Consider the following 19,949-nt stretch of genomic DNA (forward strand, 5'->3'; position numbering starts at 1 on the left):
GCTCACGGACGGCGGCTTCGCCACCGGCGCCACGCCAGGAACCCCGCCACCGGCACCGCCGCTCCGGCCAGGAGGCCCGCGACGTAGCCCAGACCGGAGGTCGCGTCTCCGTCCCGGAGGGCCACGGTGACGCCGGACGCGGCGAGGGCGGCCGCCAGCAGACCCAGCAGCGCGTAGAAGCGGCGGCTGAAGAAGTTCCAGCGGGAGGGCACCGACGGCACCGTCGACAGTTCCGCCGCCGGGCCGAGGCTCGCCGCCCGGGGGCGTTTGAACCAGGCGTAGACCACCCAGTCGCCGCAGGCCTCCCAGCCCTCGGGGGCCAGCCGCTCGTCCAGGCCTTCGCGCCCCCGTGAGACCAGCTCGCGGCGGTACTCCCACCGCTGGGGGCGGTCGAGGTCGCGGTGGCAGACGAAGCGGCCGAGGGCGTCGACACGGCGCATCTCCCAGCCCTCGTCGCCGAAGCGGCCGAGGAGTTCCTCGTCGACGAAGGTGTCGGCGGTCCATCGCCACACCTCGACCCGGGAGTCCCCGTCGGGACCGGGCGGGTCCGCACGCCCGGCCCCCTCCGGCGCCAGCTCCCGCGCGAACTCCTCGACCGGCCCGAACTCCTCCTCCGCCACGCCCCCGCACTCCGCGAGGTGCGCCGCGAGGTCCGCGACGGTCACCCGGACGTGCTCGGCGGGCAGCCCCAGCTCCCGCAGCCGCGCGCCGAGGTCGTCCAGGTACCCCGCAGCCGTGTCGGCCGTCTCCACCGAGTTCATCGCACCCCCGCCTTCGCCAGCACCGCACGGACCGAGCCGTCGAACGCCAGCCACAACTCGCCCTGTTCGGCCAGGACTTCGCGTCCGGCGGCGGTGAGCGAGTAGTAGCGCCTGCCGGGCCCCTTCGCCGTGGCCCGGAACTCCGCCACGACCAGGCCCGCCTCCTCCAGGCGGTTCAGAACGGGGTACAGGGTGCCGCCCTTGATCTGGCCGAAGCCCGCCGCGCCGAGTTGCTTGGCGATGTCGTAGCCGTAGCTCTCGCCGTCGGTGAGGGAGGCGAGGACCAGCAGGTCGAGTACGCCCTTGAACCAGCTCGCGCGCCGGTCCGCGGTCATGCCGTGCCGCCCTGGGCCCGCGGGAGTTCGGGAGCGGGGATCAGCAGGTCGCGCACGCTGATCATCGCGTGTACGGCGATGGGCAGGAGGAGGCTGCCGGTGGCCAGGTACAGGCCGGTGAGCAGGGTGCCGAAGAGGGCGAGGACGAGGACGCCGGTGCCGCCCTGGTACCAGCCCGCGAGGGCGTACACGGCGAGCGAGAGGGCCGCCGCCAGGTAGAGGTCGAGGCCGAGGGCGCCGACGCCGAAGGCGATGAGCAGGCCGCGGTAGAGCAGTTCCGCGCAGATGCCGTCGGTCACCGCGGCGGCCATCGCGAGCCGCCGCTCGGTGCCGGTGCGCGGCAGCATCGCCTCGATGGCGGCGCGGCCCGGGATGTGTCTGCCCTCCTTGGCCAGCTCCCGGAAGGACCGCCCGGACGCGACGGCGATCACGGCGAAGAGCAGGACCACCGGAAAGAAGAACAGGGGGTCTCCCGGCAGCGCGACGCCCAGGTCCGCCGCCGTGACGCCCGGCGAGAGCAGCAGGGCCGTCACGGTCAGCGCGGCGAAGGCCCACCAGAGCGTGACGGTGAGGGTGAAGTAGCGGACGAGCGCGCGGGGTTCGGAGGCGCGGCGGCGCGCGAGGGAGGCGTACATCCGGCGGCCGAGCCACGGCTCGACCAGCAGGAGATAGGCGCCGAGCGCGGCCGCCACGACCGTGGCGGCGGCGGAGAACTCCGGTGCGAAGTCCGCCGGGAGACCCGACGAGAAGCCGGCCGCGAGGTGCGGTGCGAAGTCCGTCGCGAGGTGTGGTGACATGGCCGTGCGCCCCCTGGTCTTGTGAACTACCTAGACCGTAGAGCGACCTAGTTAGGAATGCAACCTAGGCAGCTATCCCGGGTAGGGGTCGGGGACGGCTCCCGGCCGGGCCAGGAAGTCGAAGTCGCAGCCGGTGTCGGCCTGGGTGACGTGGGCGGCGTACAGGGCGCCGTAGCCGCGTTCGTAGCGGGCCGGAGGTGGGGTCCAGTCGGCGCGGCGGCGTGCCAACTCCTCGTCGGGGACGTTGAGTCGGAGGGTACGGGCGGGCACGTCGAGGGTGATGGTGTCGCCGCTGCGGACCAGGGCGAGCGGGCCGCCGAGGTGGGACTCGGGGGCGATGTGCAGCACGCAGGTGCCGTACGAGGTGCCGCTCATCCGGGCGTCGGAGATCCGCACCATGTCGCGCACGCCCTGCTTCAGGAGGTGCGCGGGGATCGGCAGCATGCCGTACTCGGGCATGCCGGGACCGCCCAGGGGGCCGCTGCCGCGCAGCACCAGGACGTGGTCGGCGGTGATGCCGAGGGCCGGGTCGTCGATGGTGCGCCGCAGCGTGCGGTAGTCGTCGAAGACCACGGCCGGGCCGGTGTGCCGGAGCAGGCGGGGCTCGGCGGCGATGTGCTTGATGACGGCGCCGTCGGGGCAGAGGTTGCCGCGCAGGACGGCGACGCCGCCCTCGTCGGCCACGGGGTTGTCGCGGGTGCGGATGACGTCGTCGTGGTGGACGCGGGCGGGTTTGAGCTGGTCGCGCAGGGTGTCGTGGGCCACGGTGGGGCGGTCCAGGTGCAGCAGGTCGGGGATGCGGGTGAGGAACCCGGGCAGTCCGCCCGCGAAGTGGAAGTCCTCCATGAGGTACGTCGAGCCGCCCGGCCGCACGTTGGCGAGCACCGGCACCCGCCGCGCCGTGCGGTCGAAGTCGTCCAGGGTGAGGCGGACCCCGGCGCGGGCGGCCATGGCGATGAGGTGGATGACGGCGTTCGTGGAGCCGCCGAGGCCGAGGACCGTCGTCACCGCGTCCTGGAAGGCGTCGGGGGTGAGCAGGTGCGACAACACCCGTCCCCGGCGGACGAGTTCGACGACGCGCAGGCCCGACGCGGCGGCCATGCGGTCGTGCGCGGAGTCGACGGCCGGTATCGACGAGGCGCCGGGCAGGGTCACGCCGAGGGCTTCGGCGGCCGCGGTGAGCGTGGCCGCGGTGCCCATCGTCATGCAGTGGCCCGGGGAGCGCGCGAGGCCGCTCTCCAGCTCGGCCAGCTCGCAGTCGCCGATCAGTCCGGCCCGCCGCTCGTCCCAGTACTTCCACATGTCCGTGCCGGAGCCGAGGGCCTCGCCCCGCCAGCGGCCCGGCAGCATCGGCCCGGCGGGCACGAAGACGGTGGGCAGGTCGACGGACGCGGCGCCCATCAGGAGCGCGGGCGTCGACTTGTCGCAGCCGCCGAGCAGCACCGCGCCGTCCACGGGGTAGGAGCGAAGCAGTTCCTCGGTCTCCATGGAGAGGAGGTTGCGGTAGAGCATGGGCGTGGGCTTCTGGAACGTCTCGCTGAGCGTCGAGACCGGGAACTCCAGCGGGAAGCCGCCCGCCTGCCACACCCCGCGCTTCACCGCCTGGGCGCGCTCGCGCAGGTGGACGTGGCAGGGGTTGATGTCCGACCAGGTGTTGAGGATCGCCACGACCGGCTTGCCCAGGTGCTCCTCGGGGAGGTAGCCGAGCTGCCGGGTGCGGGCGCGGTGCGAGAAGGACCGCAGCCCGGCGGAGACGCCGGACCCGTACCACTGGTGGCTGCGCAGGCCGGGCGGGGAAGGGCTGTGCGCGGGGTCCGGCCCGGGTGCGGCACCGAGCCCGCCCCCGGCCGCCGCCATGCCCCCGGCCTCCGCCATACCTTCGGCCGCCGCCATGCCCCCGGCCTCCGGACCGCCGCCGCCCGTCACCGCCCCCACCCCGCCACGATCCCCGCGACCTCCGCGCGCACCGGCTCCGGCAGCACGCTGCTCGGCGGGCGTACGTCGCGTCGGCACAGGCCGAGTACCGCGAGCGCCTCCTTCACCACCGACACGTTGTCCGCCGAGCCGTCGGCGGCCCGCAGCTCCTCGAAGCGGCGGACCCGCTCCCAGACCGCCATCGCCGTGCCGTGGTCCCCCTCCCGCAGCGCCCCGAGCATCGCGAGCGAGAGCAGCGGCGCGACATTGACCAGGCCCGAGGTGAAGCCGGTCGCCCCGGCCGAGAAGTACGCGGGCGCGTACGGCTCCGCGAGGCCCGCCACCCACACGAACCGCTCGGCCCCCGCGTCCCGCGCGAACGCGGCGAACCGGGCGGCGTCCGGCACCGCGTACTTCACGCCGGTCACGTTCGGGCAGGCGTCGGCCAGCTCGGCGAGCCGGGCCCCCGGCAGCCGCACGTCCCGGACGTACGGCACGACGCCGAGGTCGGGCACGGCCTCCGCGATGGCCCGGTGGTAGGCGACCCAGCCCGCGCCGGACACGTACGGGTGCGCGGGCTGGTGCACCATCACCAGTCGGGCGCCCGCGTCGGCGGCGTGCCGGGCGTCGGCCGTCGCGGTCGCCAGGTCGTGGCCGACGCCGACGACGACGGCGGCCCGCTCCCCCGCCTCGGCCACGGTCAGCTCGGTGACGGCGCGCCGCTCCTCGGGGCTCAGGGCGTAGAACTCGCCGGTGTTGCCGTTCGGCGTGAGCGTGCGCACGCCCATGTCGAGCAGGCGGCGCAGCAGGGCGCGGTGCGCCGCGCGGTCGAGGGAGCCGTCCTCGGCGAAGGGGGTCACGGGGATGGCCACGACGTCGGCGAGGGCGGTGCGGCAGTGGTCCAAGGGGTCCGCGGGGACCCCGGAGCCGCAGGGGGGCGCCGCCGCACCTGAAGCCTTCGCGCCCGAAGCCGCCCCCGCTCCTGACGTCGTCGAGGTTCCTGAGGTCGCTGAAGTCATGGGTGCGCGCCTCTCGCGTATCGCGTCTCATATATGACGCATGAAGTACGACGCGATGAAGCTAGGCGCGCCGCGCGGGCCGCGTCAACGGCTGTGCGGCGACCAGTCGTTGGACCTTCCAGTCACCCCCTGTCACCCCCGGGTGCCCCCTGCCGCTCCTGCCGCTCCCGGTCAGGACCGCCAGGACGGGTCGCGTCCGCTGAGGGCCACCACTTGGTCCAGGAGCGGCGCCCCGTCGGCGACCGGCAGCGGCGGGCCGAAGAGGGTGCCGCGCGCGTCGGGCGACTCCGCGGCGGTGGCGGACACCATGGCGTAGGAGACGGCGAGGCTCGCCTCGTCGGGGGCGTACTCCTGGCCGGTGGCGCGTGCCAGGTCCCAGCCGTGCAGGACGAGTTCGTTCATGGCGACCGTGCCCGCGATGTCGCCGGGCAGGTCGACGCCGCCCGCGCGGGTGTCGCCGGTCCAGGCCGCCGGGTCCCGCCACACCTCGGTGAGCAGGGCGAGCTGCCCCGGCAGGGCTTCGCGCCAGCCCTCGGCGAGGTCCGGCAGGGTGCTGCCGGGATTGGTGTCCGTGGTCGGCCCGAGCCGTTTGCGGCCGGCGTCGGCGAAGGCGAGGGTGAGGCCGACGAGGTGGCCGAGGAGGTGGCGCACCGCGTAGTCGGGGCAGGGCGTGGCGCCGTCGAGCTGGTCGTCCTTGACGGCTTCGGCGAGGCGCGCCACGAGCCGTGTCTGCGGGCCGAAGTCCGGCAGCAGGGCCTCGGTGTCGTCCGGCATGGGGTTCTCCTTCGTAGGCGTACGAGGTACGGGGTGCGTGGTCCAGGGGCCCGCGCCCGGGGCCGGGTAGGGCCCTCTCCCTATGCGACTCCCGCGGCGGCCGGAACTCATCGCCGCCGCGTAGGGCATCCGCCCGATGCCTGGCGCGCGGCCTCAGAGCCAGCATCGGGACGCATGACAACGACGATCGGACGTGTCCTGCGGGACCGCAACGCGGGGCTGTGTCTGGGGGCGGTCGTGGTCTCCGGGTTCGGGAGTTCCGCGCTGACGCTGGTGGCGGGCATCTGGGTGAAGGAGCTGACCGGCTCCGACGGCCTTGCGGCCCTGTGCACCCTCGCCCTGTGGGCCCCGCTGCTCCTCGGCCCGCTGCTCGGCACCCTCGCCGACCGCACCCGGCGGCGGCCCCTGCTCGTCGCCGTGAACGTGGGCCTCGGGGTGCTGCTGCTGTCCTTGCTGCGGGTGGACGGGGCGGCGGAGCTGTGGCTGCTCTTCGCCGTCCTCGTGGTGTACGGGGCCTGCGGCGTCGTCACCGACGCGGCGGAGGCCGCGCTGGTCGCGGGGGCCGTCGCCAAGGATCTGCTCGGGGACCTGAACGGGCTGCGGATGTCCGCGAACGAGGGCATGAAGCTGCTCGCGCCGCTGGCCGGGGCCGGTGTCTTCGCCGCCTGGGGCGGTCCGCGGGTCGCGCTGCTCGACGCCGTCACGTTCGTCCTGGCCGGTGGGATGTTCGCGCTGCTCCGGGTGTCGGAGGTCCGCCCGGCGCGGGACCCCGAGGGCTGGCGGGCGGGCGCCGCGCGGGGCGCCCGGCTGCTGTGGGGCACCGCGCGGCTGCGGCCGCTGGTCGTCGCGGGCGGCCTGACCATGCTGTCGGCGGGCGTCAGCGGCGCGCTGGTCTACGCGATCGTCGACGCGCTGGGCCGCTCCCCCGCGTACACGAGCACGCTGTACGTCGCGCAGGGCGCCGGTTCCGTCGCCGCCGGGATCGCCTCGGGCGCCCTGCTGCGGCGCGTGGGCGAGCGGCGGTTCGCGGGCGGCGGGATCGCGTTGACCGCCCTTTCGGCGGTGCTGCTCGCGCAGCCGTGGGACGCGCTGGTGCTCGCGGGCGGCCTCGTGAACGGCGTGGGCCTGCCGTGCGTGCTCGTGGCCGCGCTCACGGCCGTGCAGCGCGAGGCGCCGCCGGAGCTGCTGGGGCGGGTGGCCGCCACCGCGAGCACGCTGATGTTCGCGCCCACGGCGGCGGGCATCGCGCTGGGCGCGGCGCTCGTCGAACTCGTCGACCACCGGCTGCCGTTGTACGCCGTCGCGGGGGCGCGGCTGCTGATCGCCGCGCCCCTGCTCCGGTCCGTGGCCGGAGGTGCTACTGCACGTCGGCCCAGCGCTTGATGGTGGCGACGGCCCGCGACTGCTGCGGCTCGGGCAGCTTCGCGATGCTCGCGCCGTGGTTGGCGCCCGGCACCTCGTACAGGTACGAGTCGCGCTTGCTCGGCCTGAACCGCTCCGCGCTCCACGGGTCGTTCTCGCCGTAGACGAACATGATCCGCTGACCGCGGCTCCGCACCCAGCGGTCGACGTCGGCGATGGTGCTGTTGTTGTACGAGCCGCGCATGGCGGGCGGCAGCACCGAGTTCGGCTGGTAGATGTCCGGGTAGTGGCGCACGCCCTTGAGGTGCTTGAACTTCAGGTCGGCCCAGCCGAGTTGGGTGGCGGCCTGGCGGTAGTAGGGGCCGGTGGTGTTGGTGCCGAGCTCGGCGTCGTGGTAGACGCTCAGGCCGTGCTTCTTCGACCAGTCGTACAGCTCGTCGTCGCCGGCCTTCTTGGCGTCGGGCACGGTCGGGCAGTCGGCGGCGGTGCCGGACTGCCAGAAGTTCCACACCTGGTCCAGGACGGCGAACTCGTACGCCCGGTCGGTGCTGCCGAGCGTCTCGTGGAAGGTCTGGCCGTTCGCCTTGGCGTCCGCCTCGAACTTGGGCAGGAGCGCGTCGCGGCGCACCAGCATCTCGCGCTGCACGGCGTTCAGGGCGGTGCGGCACTCCTTGGTGCCGACGGTCTTGAAGAAGCGCTCGTAGGTGCTGTCGTCCCGGTTGTTCGCGTCGTTCGGCGCGACGAAGGCGACGACGGCGTCGAGGTCGTCGGGGTAGAAGCGCTCGTGGTACGTGGCCGTCATGCCGCCCTTGCTGGCACCCGTGCCGAGCCACTTGCCCCGCTCGATGGTGCGCAGGGCCTTGGTGATGCGGTGCTCGTCGGCCGCCTCCTGCTGGACGGTCATCTTGGACCAGTCCTTGCCCGCGGCGCCCGCCGGGCGGGACTGCTCGAAGTAGCGGTGCTCCAGGCTGACCTGGTTGGCGTCGATCAGCTTGGTGAGGGCGGTGGTGCCGGAGGCGAGGGTGTAGCCGCCGGTGTAGAGGACGGTCGGCTTGTCGGTGGCCTTGTGCCACAGGGTCAGGCGCTGGGTGAAGGTCCCGGAGGTGCCGGGGCGGTGGTGGTCGACGGGCTGCCGGTACGTCAGGGAGTAGAAGGGGTGGCCCTCTTTGTCCGTGACGGAGACGACCGTCATGCCCGGGATGTTCTCCAGCTGTTCGCGGATGTCGGCCGTGCCGGTGGGGCGCGGGCCGGTCTGCCCGGTCTGCGCCGCCGCGGGCGCGGTGGTCGCGAGCACCGCCGCGCCCGCCGTGAGGCCGCACACCAGCGCGGATATCCCCTTGTTGCGCACCTTGTCTCCTCGTCCGGTGATGAGTCGCGCCGCGCGGAGAGCGGGTGGGTTCACCCTGTTCTCACCTGATCGCGGCGTGCAGTGCGCGGATCGTAGCCGTTGTCAGTGGATCTGCGACAGGGCCGTCCCGATCAGGGCGAGGTCGTCGTCCGAGGCCAAACCCGCGTGGTAGAGCCGCAGTTCAGTGGCGCCGAGCCGGGCCGCTTCGCGGGCGTCGGCGGCGAGCGTCGCGGGGCTGCCGCCCATGCCCGCCACCACCGTGAGGTTGGCGGCGACGACGGTGTCCGCCCCGGCGTGCGCGGCGAACGGCACGAGCGGGTCGGGGCCGGACGCACAGGGCACGACCACGCCGTCGGCGACGGACAGGATGTGCCGCGGGTCCACGCCGGCGTTCGCTCCGCAGTGGTACGCCACCGGGTCGGCGTGCAGCAGCACTTCGAAGCCGTCGGGAGCCGCGCCGCGCACCGCGCCGACCGCCGCCTCCTGGAGCACGCGGGCGCACCCCTCCCGCCAGGCCCGGGTGCCCGCCGCCGCCTCGGCCCCGAGGAGCTTCTCCACGCCCGCCCAGCCGGGGTCGGTGGCCGCGCCCCGCCACACCGGCTCCAGGGCGAGGCGGACGGCGGCGGCGAGTTCGTCGGGGTCGTGGCCGTGCCCGGCGTACCCGGCGCGGCAGCCCCCGCAGAAGCACAGCGACATCAGGTACTGCCCGGCCTCGCCGAGGCCCACGCCCGCGATCTTGTCGTGGGCGTGCAGGTGGGCGAGGCCGTACCAGCCGCACGACTCCAGTTCGGTGCCGCCCGCGCCCGGCCGCGTGGCGGCCTCGGCGGCGAGGTCCACCAGGTAGGCGCGGGTGGCGGGCTGGGCGATGCAGGGCGCCCACGGGTAGCGGTCGCCGTAGGCGTTCACCACGGAGGTGTCCGGGTGCTCGGCGCCCAGGCGGGAGTTGTGGGCGAGGACCACCCAGGTGTACACGTCGAGCCCGGCGGCGGCCAGGGCCTCGGCGGCCTCCTGGTAGCTGTCGCCGGGGGCCCAGTCACCGGCCGGGCGGGGGCGCAGGGTGCGGGCGCGCCAGCGGTCGTCCGGCTCGTACAGGACGGCGGCGTGCTCGGCGGTGACGACGCGGTGACGGGGGTGGCGGGGGGTGAGGGCGCGGGTGGAGTGGTAGGCGGCGGCGAGGGTGACCTGCTCGACGCCGAGGTCCGCGATCCGGGCGGCGGCCCGGGGGTCGCCGACGACGTCCCACGGGTAGAGGAAGGCGGACGCTCTCACACGCCCTCCCGCAGCAGCGCCCGGCCGTGCTCGACGAGTTCGGCGAGCCGCTTGACGTGGTCGTCGGACGGCTCGTGCAGCGGCGGGCGCACGCCCCCGACGTCGAGTCCGGCGAGCCGCACCCCGGCCTTGACGAGGGAGACCGCGTAGCCGCGGCCCTCCTTGCGCAGTTCGACGAAGGGGCGGTAGAAGCCGTCGATGAGGCGCTCGGCCGTCTCGTCGTCGCCGGAGTTCAGGGCCTTGTGGAAGGCGAGCGCGAGGTCGGGGGCGAAGCAGAAGACGGCCGAGGAGTAGAGGCTGACGCCGATGCCCCGGTAGGCGAGGCCGGTCAGTTCGGCGGTGGGCAGGCCGTTGAAGTACAGGAACTCGCCCGGGGCCTCGGTGCGCACGGCGCTGACGATGCGCTGCATCAGGTCGAGGTCGCCGAGGCCGTCCTTGAAGCCGATGATGCCGTCCGCGCGGGCGAACTCGACGACCGTCTCGGGGGTGAACACGGCGTTGTCGCGCTGGTAGACGATGACGTCGAGGGAGGTGGCGGCGGCCAGTTCGGTGTAGTGCCGAAGGAGGCCCTCCTGGGCGGCGACCACCAGGTACGGCGGCATGGCGAGGAGCCCGTCGGCGCCCGCCTCCTCGGCAAGGCGCGCGTAGCGCACGGCGAGCGCGGTGCCGTACCCGGCGCCCGCGATCACCGGCACGCGGCCGTCGGTCACCTCGACGGCGGCCGCGACGAGCTGCTGGAACTCCTCAGGGGTGAGCGCGTGGAACTCACCCGTGCCGCAGCACGCGAACACCGCGGCGGCGCCCGCCTCCACGCCCCCGCGCACATGCGTGCGGAAGGCCTCCAGGTCGACGGAGCCGTCGGCCGCGTACGGCGTGACCGGGAAGAACAGCGGCCCGCTGGGAACGCGGAGCCTGGCGGCGAGGGGGGCTGACGTCACGGGCTCTCCCTAAGCGTGCACGTTTCTGATTCATATCCATATCCCTGAACGCGCCCACGCTAAGCCGCGGCGCCGGGCCGGTCAAGCGCGCAAACTCGCAACTCAGGAGCGGATTCACGGACTCCGCGCGGCACTTGACGTCAGGGGCCACCGCTCCCTAGCGTGTCCACGAATGTGAATCTCATACATGAACGCGTACGAGGAGATCACCGCATGCCCGCTCCCCGCACCGTCCTGCTGACCGGCGCGGCCGGCGGCCTCGGCACCCTGATGCGGGGGCTCCTGCCCGCGTACGGATACGACCTGAGGCTGCTGGACCTGCGCCCCGTCGACGGCGAACCGGCGGCCCTGACCGTGGACCTCGCCGACCGGGCGGCCCTGCGCGAGGCGGTGCGCGGCGTCGACGCCGTCCTGCACCTCGCCGGGATCTCCCTGGAGTCCACCTTCGACAAGATCCTCAAGGCGAACATCGAGGGCGTGCACCACCTCTACGAGGCGGTGCGCGAGGAGGGCGTCCCGCGGGTCGTCTTCGCCTCCTCCAACCACGCGGTGGGCTTCACCCCGCGCCCGGTCGGCGACGACCCGCTGATCCCCGTCGGCACCCCGCGCAGGCCCGACACCTTCTACGGCCTGTCGAAGTCCTTCGGCGAGGACCTGGCGCAGTTCTACTGGGACAAGCACGGCATCGAGACGGTGTCCGTGCGGATCGGCTCCTGCTTCCTGGAGCCCGCCAACGTCCGGATGCTGTCGGTGTGGATGTCGCCCGGCGACGGCGCCCGGCTGTTCCACGCGGCCCTCACCGCGCCGCACGTCAAGCACTCCGTCGTGTACGGCTCTTCGGCCAACACCCGGCTGTGGTGGGACCTCGGCCCCGCCCGGGCGCTCGGGTACGAGCCGCAGGACGACTCCGAGCAGTACGCGGAGAAGCTGATCGCCGAGCACGGCGAGCTCGACCCCGCCAACCCCGACCACGCGCACCTGGGCGGCCACTTCTGCACGAACCCGCCACTGTGGCCGCATTGAGGCTCGTCCTTGGAGTTGACGGTTCCGTACGCCTCCGGTCTGGTGCGGGTCAGCCCGCGGGGCGACGTGCGCCGACGCGCCGCTGGCTAGCGTGAGTTGTCATGACCGGAACCCGAAGCACCCCGCGCGGGCGCGCCGTCGCCACCCTGCTCGCGCTGGCGCTCGCCGTGCCGCTCCTGGCCACGGCGAGCGCCCAGGCCGCACCCGCCACCGACACCACCTCGGCCCCGGCCGCCCCGACGTCCACGGCCGCCCCGGCCTCCTCGGCGGCTCCCGGCCCCGAGGCCCCCGCGATCCGGCCCGAACTCCCCCGCCCCACCGGCCCGTTCACCGTCGGCCGCGACACCCTGCACCTCGTCGACAAGAGCCGCAAGGACCCCTGGGTGCCCTCGGCCGGGGCGCGGGAGCTGATGCTGTCGATGTACTACCCGGCGCGCGGCACCGGCGGGCGGCCCACCGCGTACACCTCCGAGAAGGCGGCTCGGGCGCTGCTGGAGTACAACGAGCTGGACGAGCGGATCCCGGCCGCCGACTACAGCTCGACGCGCACCTACGCCCGCACCGGGGCGCACCCCGCGAAGGGCAGGTTCCCGCTGGTCGTGCTCTCGCCGGGCTTCACCGCGCCGCGCTCGACGCTGACGCACCTCGCCGAGGACCTGGCGAGCCGGGGCTATGTGGTCGCGACGGTCGACCACGCCTATGAGGCGGCCGGCGCGGAGTTCAGCGGCGGGCGCGTCCTGCCGTGCGTCGGCTGCGTGGACGGCGGGGGCGACTCGGGGCCGCGCATCACCGCGGGCCGGGCCGAGGACCTGTCGTACGTCCTGGACCGGCTCGTCGGCGGCAAGGCGGGCACGGCAGCCAAGGCGGACGGGTCGCGCGAGGCGAGCTGGCGGCACGCCGGGATGATCGACGGGCGGCGGATCGGGATGGGCGGCCACTCCATCGGCGGCGCCGCCACCGCCGCCCTGATGGACACCGACCCGCGGGTGCGGGCGGGCGTGAACATGGACGGCGGCTTCCACGCCAGGCCCGACAGCGTGGACCGGCCCTTCCTGCTGCTCGGCACCACGACCACGGTCCAGGCCGACGACCCGTACGACTGGGGCAACGCGTGGCCGCACCTGCGGGGCTGGAAGCGCTGGCTGACGGTCACCGGGTCCGGGCACTTCACCTTCACCGATACGCCGGTCGTCTTCGGCCAGCTCGGCATGGTCGACCCGCAGGTGCCGATCTCGGGGCAGCGGTCCGAGCAGATCACCCGGGCCTACGTCGCCGCGTTCTACGACCAGCACCTGCGCGGCATCGAGCAGCCGCTGCTCGACGGCCCGACGCCGGCCCACCCCGAGGTCGGCTTCCACCGGCCCTGACCATCGGGATCCCGCCGGACGACGGGTCCGGACCGTTCATTTCCAGCCGTCCCGTACTCGTCCCGAACCCCGCCCGGGCTCCAAACGGGCGGGAAACGGGCAGCGCGGGCAGCCCATCGGGCACATGATCGCCCCGTTTTGCAGGCCGTCGCCCCGGCAAACGGGCAGATGCGGGCATCATCGGGCCCATCGCGCGCCTGGCCACGCACTTCCCCGCGCTGTAGAACTTCCCCACAGGCCCGAACGGGCAACAAGGCGGACTGAGGTCTCCGGGGAAGAGGTGGCAGCCATGACGGCCGAGGAACGTCAGCGGCAGATCGTGCGCGCGGCACGCCGCTCCGGATCCGTCGACGTCACCGTGCTCGCGGCCGAGCTCGGCGTCGCCAAGGAGACCGTGCGCCGCGATCTGCGCGCCCTGGAGGACCACGGCCTGGTCCGCCGCACCCACGGCGGCGCCTACCCGGTGGAGAGCGCCGGTTTCGAGACCACGCTCGCCTTCCGTACGACCATGCACGTGCCCGAGAAGCGCCGGATCGCGGCCGCCGCGGCCGAGCAGCTCGGCGACGCCGAGACCGTCTTCGTCGACGAGGGCTTCACCCCGCAGCTCATCGCCGAGGCGCTGCCCAAGAACCGCCCCCTCACCGTGGTCACCGCCTCACTGGCGACGGCGGGCGCGCTCGCCACGTCCGAGCACGTGACCGTGCTGCTCCTCGGCGGCCGGGTCCGGTCCGGGACGCTCGCGACCGTCGACCACTGGACGACCCGCATGCTCGCGGGCTTCGTGATCGACCTGGCGTACATCGGCGCCAACGGCATCTCCCGCGAACACGGCCTCACCACCCCCGATCCCGCGGTCAGCGAGGTGAAGGCGCAGGCCATGCGGGCATCGCGGCGCACGGTGTTCGCCGGGGTGCACACCAAGTTCGGAGCGACGAGCTTCTGCCGCTTCGCGGGCGTGGGCGACCTGGACTGCGTCGTCACCAGCACCCAGCTGCCCGCGTCCGAGGCGCACCGCTACTCCCTGCAGGGGCCGCAGGTCATCCGGGCCTGACCGCCGGGCCACCACTCCTCGTAGACCGACGACAGCTTCCCGCACCACCCCCGCACACCGGCTCCCCACAGGGCCGCCGGTGCGGCACCGCACACCCTGAAATCCCCCAGAGACCCCCTCACCCCCACCCCTCTCTCCCTTGTTCAGGAGCGATTCATGCGAACCCAGAGCCGACGGAGGTCGCGGCGGCTGCTCGCCGCGACCGCCGCAGGGACGCTGCTCGCCCCGCTGCTCTCCGGCTGCTGGGCCGGTGCGGGCGGGTCCGGTTCCGGCGGCGACGCCATCAACGTACTGATGGTGAACAACCCGCAGATGGTGGAGTTGCAGAAGCTCACCGCCGCCCACTTCACCAAGAGGACGGGCATCAAGGTCAACTTCACCGTGCTGCCCGAGAACGACGTCCGCGACAAGATCAGCCAGGACTTCGCCAACCAGGCGGGCCAGTACGACGTGGCGACGCTCAGCAACTACGAGATCCCCATCTACGCCAAGAACGAGTGGCTGCGCGACCTCGGCCCGTACACCCGCAAGGACCGCGCCTTCGACCAGGCCGACATCCTGCCGCCGATGCGCCAGTCCCTCACCGGCGAGGACGGCAAGCTCTACGGAGAGCCCTTCTACGGCGAGTCGTCGTTCCTGATGTACCGCAAGGACGTCTTCGAGAAGGCGGGCCTGACCATGCCGAAGAAGCCGACCTGGCAGCAGGTCGCGGACCTCGCCGCGAAGGTGGACGGCGCCGAGGAGGGCATGAAGGGCATCTGTCTGCGCGGGCTGCCCGGCTGGGGCGAGGTGATGGCGCCGCTGACGACGGTCGTCAACACCTTCGGAGGCACCTGGTTCGACAAGGACTGGAAGGCGCGCCTGGACTCCCCCGAGTTCGAGCGGGCGACGCGCTTCTACGTGGACCTCGTCCGCAAGCACGGCGAGTCGGGCGCGGCCCAGTCCGGGTACGCGGAGTGCCTGAACAACCTCACCCAGGGCAAGACGGCCATGTGGTACGACGCCACGGCCGCGGCGGGCTCCCTGGAGGCCGCGAAGTCCCCGGTCAAGGGCAAGATCGGCTACGTACCCGCGCCGGTCGACAGGACCGAGAGCTCCGGCTGGCTGTACACCTGGGCGTGGGGCCTGCAGAAGTCCTCGCGGAACCCCGACAAGGCCTGGAAGTTCATCTCCTGGGCGTCCAGCAAGGAGTACGAGGAGCTGGTCGGCGAGAAGGTCGGCTGGTCCAACGTGCCGGCGGGCAAGCGCTCCTCGACGTACGAGAACCCCGAGTACCGCGAGGAAGCCGCCGCGTTCCAGGGCGTCATGCGCGCCGCGATCGCCGACGCCCGGCCGCGCGACCCGGGCGTGCAGCCCCGGCCCGCGCCCGGCATCCAGTTCGTCGGCATCCCCGAGTTCACCGACCTCGGCACCCGGGTCTCCCAGGAGATCAGCGCGGCCATCGCCGGACGCCAGTCCGTCGAGTCGGCGCTGGACAAGGCCCAGCGGCTCGCCGAGAAGATCTCCGAGGAGTACGAGGGCCGATGACCGCCACGACCAGCACCCCGCCCACGCGCGCACCCGCGCGCCCGTCCGCGCCGCGCCCCTCCGGGCGGCTGCGCGCCTGGGCCACCAGGGCCCCGCTCCTGCCCGCCCTCATCTTCATGATCGCCGTGACCCAACTGCCGTTCGTGGCCACACTGGTGATCTCCTTCTTCGACTGGAACGCGCTCTACCCGGACGCCCGCAGCTTCACCGGCCTCGCCAACTACCACGAGGTCCTCACGGACGCCGACCTGCGCAAGTCCGTGTGGACGACGATCCTCCTGACCGCGACGGTGGTCCTCGCGAGCCTCGTCATCGGCCTCGGCCTCGCGCTCCTCCTGGACCGGAGGTTCCGCGGCCGGGGCGTGGTGCGCACCCTGCTCATCGCGCCGTTCCTGCTGGTGCCGGTGGCCGCGGCACTGCTGTGGAAGCACGTGCTCTACAACCCCGAGTACGGCCTGTTCAACGGGATCCTGCACTGGGTCGGCGGCGACGGCGCGACCCAGCCCGACTGGATCTCCAACACCCCGCTGATCGCCATCGAGCTGTCCCTGATCTGGCAGTGGACGCCGTTCATGATGCTGATCCTGCTGGCCGGGCTGCAGAGCCGCGACACCGAGCTGATCGAGGCGGCCCGGATGGACGGCGCGAACAACTGGCAGGTGTTCCGCCACCTCACGCTCCCGCACCTGCGCCGCTATCTGGAACTCGGCGCCCTGCTCGGCTCGATCTACATCGTGCAGAACTTCGACGCGGTGTTCACGATCACCTCGGGCGGCCTCGGCACCGCGAACCTGCCCTACACCGTCTACCAGAGCTTCTACCAGGCCCACGAGAACGGGCTCGCGTCCGCCGCCGGTGTCCTCGTCGTCATCGGCTCGATCATCATCGCCACCTTCGCGCTCCGCGTGGTGTCGTCCCTCTTCCGCGAGGAGGTGTCCCGCGCATGAGCAACGTACGGACCGACGAGGCGGCACGGACCGAGGAGGCGGCCCCCGTCGCCGGTGGCCGGGGGCCGACGGCCGCGGGAGTGCGGCCGCGGGCCAAGGGCATGGGCCTCGGCCTGCTCGCCTGGCTGGCCGGGCTGCTGTTCTTCCTGCCCATCGCGTGGATGGCGCTGACGTCCTTCCACTCCGAGGAGGACGCGGCGACGAACCCGCCGTCGGTGGCGGCGTCCCTCACCCTGGACGGCTACCGGGAGTTCTTCGGCGCGGGCGGCGGCGCGAGCCCCTGGCCGTCGCTCATCAACTCGTTCGTGGCGTCGACGGCGTCGACGCTGCTCGTCCTGATCCTGGCCCTCCCGGCGGCGTACGCGCTGTCGATCCGCCCGGTGAAGAAGTGGACGGACGTCCTCTTCTTCTTCCTCTCCACCAAGATGCTGCCGGTGGTGGCGGGCCTCCTCCCCATCTACCTCTTCGCGAAGAACACCGACTTCCTGGACAACATCTGGCTCCTGGTCATCCTCTACACGTCGATGAACCTGCCGATCGCCGTCTGGATGATGCAGTCGTTCCTGTCCGAGGTGCCGGTGGCGATCATCGAGGCGGCGCAGATCGACGGCGCCAGGCTGCCCACGATCCTCACCCGCGTGGTCGCCCCCATCGCCCTCCCGGGCATCGCCGCGACGTCCCTGATCTGCTTCATCTTCTCCTGGAACGAACTGCTCTTCGCCCGGGTCCTGACGGGCGTGGTCGCCCAGACGGCACCCGTCTTCCTGACCGGCTTCATCACCAGCCAGGGCCTGTTCCTGGCCAAGGTGTGCGCCGCGTCGCTCGTGATCTCCCTGCCGGTGCTCGCCGCGGGGTTCGCCGCCCAGGACAAGCTGGTCCAGGGTCTGTCGTTGGGAGCCGTCAAGTGAAAGCCGCCATCATCGAGTCCGTCGGCAAGGCCGTGGTCGGCGAGGTCCCCGACCCCACCCCCGGGCCGCGGGACGTGGTCGTGGAGGTCGCCGCGTGCGGCCTGTGCGGGACCGACCTGCACATCCTGCAGGGCGAGTTCGCGCCGACGCTGCCGGTGGTGCCGGGGCACGAGTTCGCCGGTGAGGTGGTCGGCGTGGGCACGGCCGTCACCGAACTCGCCATCGGCGACCGGGTCGCCGTGGACCCCTCCCTCTACTGCCACGAGTGCCGCTACTGCCGCGACGGCCACAACAACCTGTGCGAGCGCTGGGCCGCGATCGGCGTGACCACGGCGGGCGGCGCCGCGCAGTACGCGGTGGCGCCGGTCGCCAACTGCGTCCGCCTGCCCGAGCACGTCCGCACCCAGGACGCCGCCCTCATCGAGCCGCTGTCCTGCGCGGTACGCGGCTACGACGTGCTGCGCACCCGGCTCGGCTCCCGCGTCCTCATCTACGGCTCCGGAACCATGGGCCTGATGATGCTGGAGCTGGCCAAGCGCACCGGCGCCGCGAGCGTCGACATCGTCGACCTCAACCCCGACCGGCTGGCCACCGCCAAGCGCCTCGGCGTGACCGGCTCCGGCGCCGGCCCCGACGAGCTGGACCGCCCCCGCGGCTGGGACGTCGTCATCGACGCCACCGGCAACGCCGCCGCGATCCAGGACGGCCTCGACCGCGTCGCCAAGGCGGGCACGTTCCTCCAGTTCGGCGTCGCCGACTACGCCACCCGCGTCACCATCGACCCGTACCGCATCTACAACCAGGAAATCACCATCACCGGCTCCATGGCCGTCCTGCACAGCTACGAACGCGCCGCGGAGCTCTTCGCCACCGGCGTCCTCGACCCGGACGTCTTCATCAGCGACCGGCTGCCGCTCGACCAGTACCCGGAGGCCCTGAGCAAGTTCGCGGCGGGCGAGGGCCGCAAGATCGTCGTGGTGCCGTGAGCCGGTCCGTGGCCGGGCCCTAATCCGCTACCGCCTGGGCCTGGCCGGGACCTACCATCCCGGTCATGCCCAGACCACACGGATTCCAGTACGAACAACGCGCCGACGGCACCGTCGTCATCACCCACGGCACCCGCACCGCCACGACCCTGCGCGGCCCCCGGGCCGAACAGTTCCTGGCGGAAGCGGGGTCCGGCGACGGGCAGCTGGTGATGGCGCGCTGGACGGGGAACTACAAGCGGGGAAATGAGAGGGTTTCGCGGGGGCATCCCCGGAACGCGAGCTGATCGCGGACATTCTCCAGAGGTAGCGGAAATTCTCCGGAGGTAAGGGAACGGCAAAGTACCCCCGCTCGTTACCCCAGGCATGACAGCTATGACCCCTGGCTCGAACATCCCCCTGACCGCGGCCCGCGTCGCGGTGGACGTCACCGCCCCCGTGCGTCTTGACGTATCGGGCCTGCTGCTCACCGCCGACGGCAAGGTGCGCTCAGACAACGACTTCATCTTCTACAACCAGCCCACCGGCCAGGGAGTGACGTACCGCTCGGGCGGCGGCACATCCCCCGACGCCATCACGGTCGACACGACGGCCGTCCCCGCGGGCATCGAGAAGATCGTCGTGACGGCAAGCCCGGACGCGGCGGGCCAGTCCTTCCAGGGCGTCGAGCCCACGGCCACGATCCGCAACGCGGACGACGGCTCGGTCCTGGCGACGTTCACCCCGCCCCAGCTGGGCACGGAGACGGCCCTCGTGATCGTCGAGGTCTATCTGCGCAACGGCGCCTGGAAGGCCCGAGCGGTCGGCCAGGGGTATGCGAACGGCCTGGCGGGCATCGCGACGGACTTCGGCGTGACGGTGGAGGAGCCGGCCCCGGCCCCCGCCCCGGCGGCCGCGCCCATGGCCCCGCCGACCGGCCCCCCGGTGCAGGCCCCGCCGCCCCCTGCGGCGGACCCCCGCTTCGCCCAGCAGCCCCCGCCGCCTCCGCAGGCTCCCGCCGCCCCCGCGGCCCCGGCCCCCGGCGCCGGGAAGATCAATCTGGACAAGGGCCGCGTAAACCTCCAGAAGAACCAGACGGTGTCCCTGGTCAAGGGCGGTCGCCCGCTCCTCGCCCAGGTCAAGATGGGCCTGGGCTGGGAGCCCGCGTTCCGGGGCAAGGACATCGACCTGGACGCGTCGGTCATCGCGTACGGCCCACAGCGCAACCACATCGACAGCTGCTACTTCGGCAAGCTGAAGATCCTCAAGGGCGCCATCAAGCACTCCGGCGACAACCTGACGGGCGAGGGCGGCGGTGACGACGAGGTGATCGTGGTCGACCTCGGCGCCCTCCCGCAGGAGGTCACCGGCCTGGTCTTCACGGTCAACTCCTTCTCCGGCCAGAAGTTCACGGAGGTGGCGAAGGCGTACTGCCGCCTGATCGACGGAGCCACCGGCGAGGAACTGGTCCGCTTCGACCTGACGAACGCCGAGGCCCAGACGGGCGTGATGATGGCGAAGCTGGTCCGCCAGTTCACGGGCGAGTGGGACATGACGGCGATGGGCGACTTCGTGAAGTCCCGCACGGTACGAGGCATGGTGAAGCCGGCGGCCCAGGCGCTGTAAAGAGGCAGCCTCCCGCAC

General features: G+C 72.9%; 19 protein-coding genes. 10 read left to right on the forward strand and 9 right to left on the reverse strand.

Going from position 1 to position 19,949, the window contains the following annotated elements; all coding sequences use genetic code 11:
- Positions 1–2 precede the first annotated feature (2 nt).
- From IE274_RS16910 to IE274_RS16935, 6 genes are all read right to left on the reverse strand, one after another.
- On the reverse strand, positions 3–761 hold the full coding sequence (locus IE274_RS16910) for a hypothetical protein (protein ID WP_190116615.1): 759 nt from the start codon (positions 759–761) through the stop codon (positions 3–5).
- Positions 758–1,096: a PadR family transcriptional regulator gene (locus tag IE274_RS16915; protein WP_190116616.1), complete on the reverse strand. Its 339-nt coding sequence runs from the start codon at positions 1,094–1,096 to the stop codon at positions 758–760. Before IE274_RS16915 ends, IE274_RS16910 begins: the two co-directional genes overlap by 4 nt.
- Positions 1,093–1,893, reverse strand: a complete 801-nt coding sequence (locus IE274_RS16920; protein ID WP_190116617.1) for a CPBP family glutamic-type intramembrane protease — start codon at positions 1,891–1,893, stop codon at positions 1,093–1,095. The genes IE274_RS16915 and IE274_RS16920 overlap by 4 nt, the downstream gene beginning before the upstream one ends.
- A 72-nt stretch (positions 1,894–1,965) precedes the next feature.
- Complete coding sequence (araD, locus tag IE274_RS16925; RefSeq protein WP_233102956.1) at positions 1,966–3,750, reverse strand: L-arabinonate dehydratase; 1,785 nt, start codon at positions 3,748–3,750, stop codon at positions 1,966–1,968.
- A 65-nt stretch (positions 3,751–3,815) separates the two neighbouring features.
- Positions 3,816–4,826, reverse strand: coding sequence for a dihydrodipicolinate synthase family protein (locus IE274_RS16930; RefSeq protein ID WP_190116618.1), 1,011 nt, complete (start codon positions 4,824–4,826; stop codon positions 3,816–3,818).
- Positions 4,827–4,997: 171 nt separating this feature from the next.
- Positions 4,998–5,600: a TIGR03086 family metal-binding protein gene (locus IE274_RS16935; RefSeq protein WP_190116619.1), complete on the reverse strand. Its 603-nt coding sequence runs from the start codon at positions 5,598–5,600 to the stop codon at positions 4,998–5,000.
- 174 nt (positions 5,601–5,774) lie between these two features.
- On the opposite strand from IE274_RS16935, the gene IE274_RS16940 reads away from it, so the two are divergent.
- Positions 5,775–6,983: an MFS transporter gene (locus tag IE274_RS16940; protein ID WP_190116620.1), complete on the forward strand. Its 1,209-nt coding sequence runs from the start codon at positions 5,775–5,777 to the stop codon at positions 6,981–6,983.
- On the opposite strand, the gene IE274_RS16945 is transcribed toward IE274_RS16940, so the two are convergent.
- The 3 genes from IE274_RS16945 to IE274_RS16955 form a co-directional block, all read right to left on the reverse strand.
- Complete coding sequence (locus IE274_RS16945) at positions 6,958–8,310, reverse strand: S28 family serine protease (protein ID WP_190116621.1); 1,353 nt, start codon at positions 8,308–8,310, stop codon at positions 6,958–6,960. The two genes, IE274_RS16940 and IE274_RS16945, sit on opposite strands and share 26 nt — an antisense overlap.
- 102 nt (positions 8,311–8,412) lie before the next feature.
- Positions 8,413–9,579 (reverse strand): hypothetical protein, encoded by a 1,167-nt coding sequence (locus tag IE274_RS16950; protein ID WP_190116622.1) that lies wholly within the window; start codon positions 9,577–9,579, stop codon positions 8,413–8,415.
- Positions 9,576–10,517, reverse strand: coding sequence for a 5-dehydro-4-deoxyglucarate dehydratase (locus IE274_RS16955; protein ID WP_190116623.1), 942 nt, complete (start codon positions 10,515–10,517; stop codon positions 9,576–9,578). Before IE274_RS16955 ends, IE274_RS16950 begins: the two co-directional genes overlap by 4 nt.
- 213 nt (positions 10,518–10,730) lie before the next feature.
- On the opposite strand from IE274_RS16955, the gene IE274_RS16960 reads away from it, so the two are divergent.
- The 9 genes from IE274_RS16960 (at position 10,731) to IE274_RS17000 (ending at position 19,931) form a co-directional block, all read left to right on the forward strand.
- Entirely contained in the window at positions 10,731–11,540 is an 810-nt protein-coding gene (locus IE274_RS16960; RefSeq protein WP_190116624.1) for an NAD-dependent epimerase/dehydratase family protein, read from the forward strand.
- A gap of 101 nt (positions 11,541–11,641) precedes the next feature.
- A complete protein-coding gene (locus IE274_RS16965; RefSeq protein WP_190116625.1) occupies positions 11,642–12,907 on the forward strand; it encodes an alpha/beta hydrolase family protein in 1,266 nt (421 codons plus the stop codon).
- 289 nt (positions 12,908–13,196) lie between these two features.
- Positions 13,197–13,958 (forward strand): DeoR/GlpR family DNA-binding transcription regulator, encoded by a 762-nt coding sequence (locus tag IE274_RS16970; protein ID WP_190116626.1) that lies wholly within the window; start codon positions 13,197–13,199, stop codon positions 13,956–13,958.
- A gap of 156 nt (positions 13,959–14,114) precedes the next feature.
- A complete protein-coding gene (locus tag IE274_RS16975) occupies positions 14,115–15,485 on the forward strand; it encodes an ABC transporter substrate-binding protein (protein ID WP_190116627.1) in 1,371 nt (456 codons plus the stop codon).
- A complete protein-coding gene (locus IE274_RS16980; RefSeq protein WP_190116628.1) occupies positions 15,482–16,432 on the forward strand; it encodes a carbohydrate ABC transporter permease in 951 nt (316 codons plus the stop codon). Before IE274_RS16975 ends, IE274_RS16980 begins: the two co-directional genes overlap by 4 nt.
- 101 nt (positions 16,433–16,533) lie before the next feature.
- Positions 16,534–17,340 carry a carbohydrate ABC transporter permease gene (locus IE274_RS16985; RefSeq protein WP_190117030.1) on the forward strand — a complete coding sequence of 269 codons (807 nt, stop codon included), beginning with the start codon at positions 16,534–16,536 and terminating at the stop codon, positions 17,338–17,340.
- Positions 17,337–18,326 carry a zinc-dependent alcohol dehydrogenase family protein gene (locus IE274_RS16990; RefSeq protein WP_190116629.1) on the forward strand — a complete coding sequence of 330 codons (990 nt, stop codon included), beginning with the start codon at positions 17,337–17,339 and terminating at the stop codon, positions 18,324–18,326. Before IE274_RS16985 ends, IE274_RS16990 begins: the two co-directional genes overlap by 4 nt.
- Before the next feature lie 65 nt (positions 18,327–18,391).
- Complete coding sequence (locus IE274_RS16995; protein WP_190116630.1) at positions 18,392–18,613, forward strand: hypothetical protein; 222 nt, start codon at positions 18,392–18,394, stop codon at positions 18,611–18,613.
- 88 nt (positions 18,614–18,701) lie between these two features.
- On the forward strand, positions 18,702–19,931 hold the full coding sequence (locus IE274_RS17000; RefSeq protein WP_190117031.1) for a TerD family protein: 1,230 nt from the start codon (positions 18,702–18,704) through the stop codon (positions 19,929–19,931).
- Positions 19,932–19,949 lie beyond the last annotated feature (18 nt).

The organism is Streptomyces flavofungini (assembly GCF_014650815.1).
Lineage (GTDB): Bacteria > Actinomycetota > Actinomycetes > Streptomycetales > Streptomycetaceae > Streptomyces > Streptomyces flavofungini.

Bases quoted from the DNA above. Each gene is read 5' to 3' on its own strand.
- IE274_RS16910 (WP_190116615.1), bottom strand. From the start codon at position 761: ATGAACTCGGTGGAGACGGCCGACACGGCTGCGGGGTACCTGGACGAC.
- IE274_RS16915 (WP_190116616.1), bottom strand. From the start codon at position 1,096: ATGACCGCGGACCGGCGCGCGAGCTGGTTCAAGGGCGTACTCGACCTG.
- IE274_RS16920 (WP_190116617.1), bottom strand. From the start codon at position 1,893: ATGTCACCACACCTCGCGACGGACTTCGCACCGCACCTCGCGGCCGGC.
- araD (WP_233102956.1), bottom strand. From the start codon at position 3,750: ATGGCGGCGGCCGGGGGCGGGCTCGGTGCCGCACCCGGGCCGGACCCC.
- IE274_RS16930 (WP_190116618.1), bottom strand. From the start codon at position 4,826: ATGACTTCAGCGACCTCAGGAACCTCGACGACGTCAGGAGCGGGGGCG.
- IE274_RS16935 (WP_190116619.1), bottom strand. From the start codon at position 5,600: ATGCCGGACGACACCGAGGCCCTGCTGCCGGACTTCGGCCCGCAGACA.
- IE274_RS16940 (WP_190116620.1), top strand. From the start codon at position 5,775: ATGACAACGACGATCGGACGTGTCCTGCGGGACCGCAACGCGGGGCTG.
- IE274_RS16960 (WP_190116624.1), top strand. From the start codon at position 10,731: ATGCCCGCTCCCCGCACCGTCCTGCTGACCGGCGCGGCCGGCGGCCTC.
- IE274_RS16965 (WP_190116625.1), top strand. From the start codon at position 11,642: ATGACCGGAACCCGAAGCACCCCGCGCGGGCGCGCCGTCGCCACCCTG.
- IE274_RS16970 (WP_190116626.1), top strand. From the start codon at position 13,197: ATGACGGCCGAGGAACGTCAGCGGCAGATCGTGCGCGCGGCACGCCGC.
- IE274_RS16975 (WP_190116627.1), top strand. From the start codon at position 14,115: ATGCGAACCCAGAGCCGACGGAGGTCGCGGCGGCTGCTCGCCGCGACC.
- IE274_RS16980 (WP_190116628.1), top strand. From the start codon at position 15,482: ATGACCGCCACGACCAGCACCCCGCCCACGCGCGCACCCGCGCGCCCG.
- IE274_RS16985 (WP_190117030.1), top strand. From the start codon at position 16,534: ATGGGCCTCGGCCTGCTCGCCTGGCTGGCCGGGCTGCTGTTCTTCCTG.
- IE274_RS16995 (WP_190116630.1), top strand. From the start codon at position 18,392: ATGCCCAGACCACACGGATTCCAGTACGAACAACGCGCCGACGGCACC.
- IE274_RS17000 (WP_190117031.1), top strand. From the start codon at position 18,702: ATGACCCCTGGCTCGAACATCCCCCTGACCGCGGCCCGCGTCGCGGTG.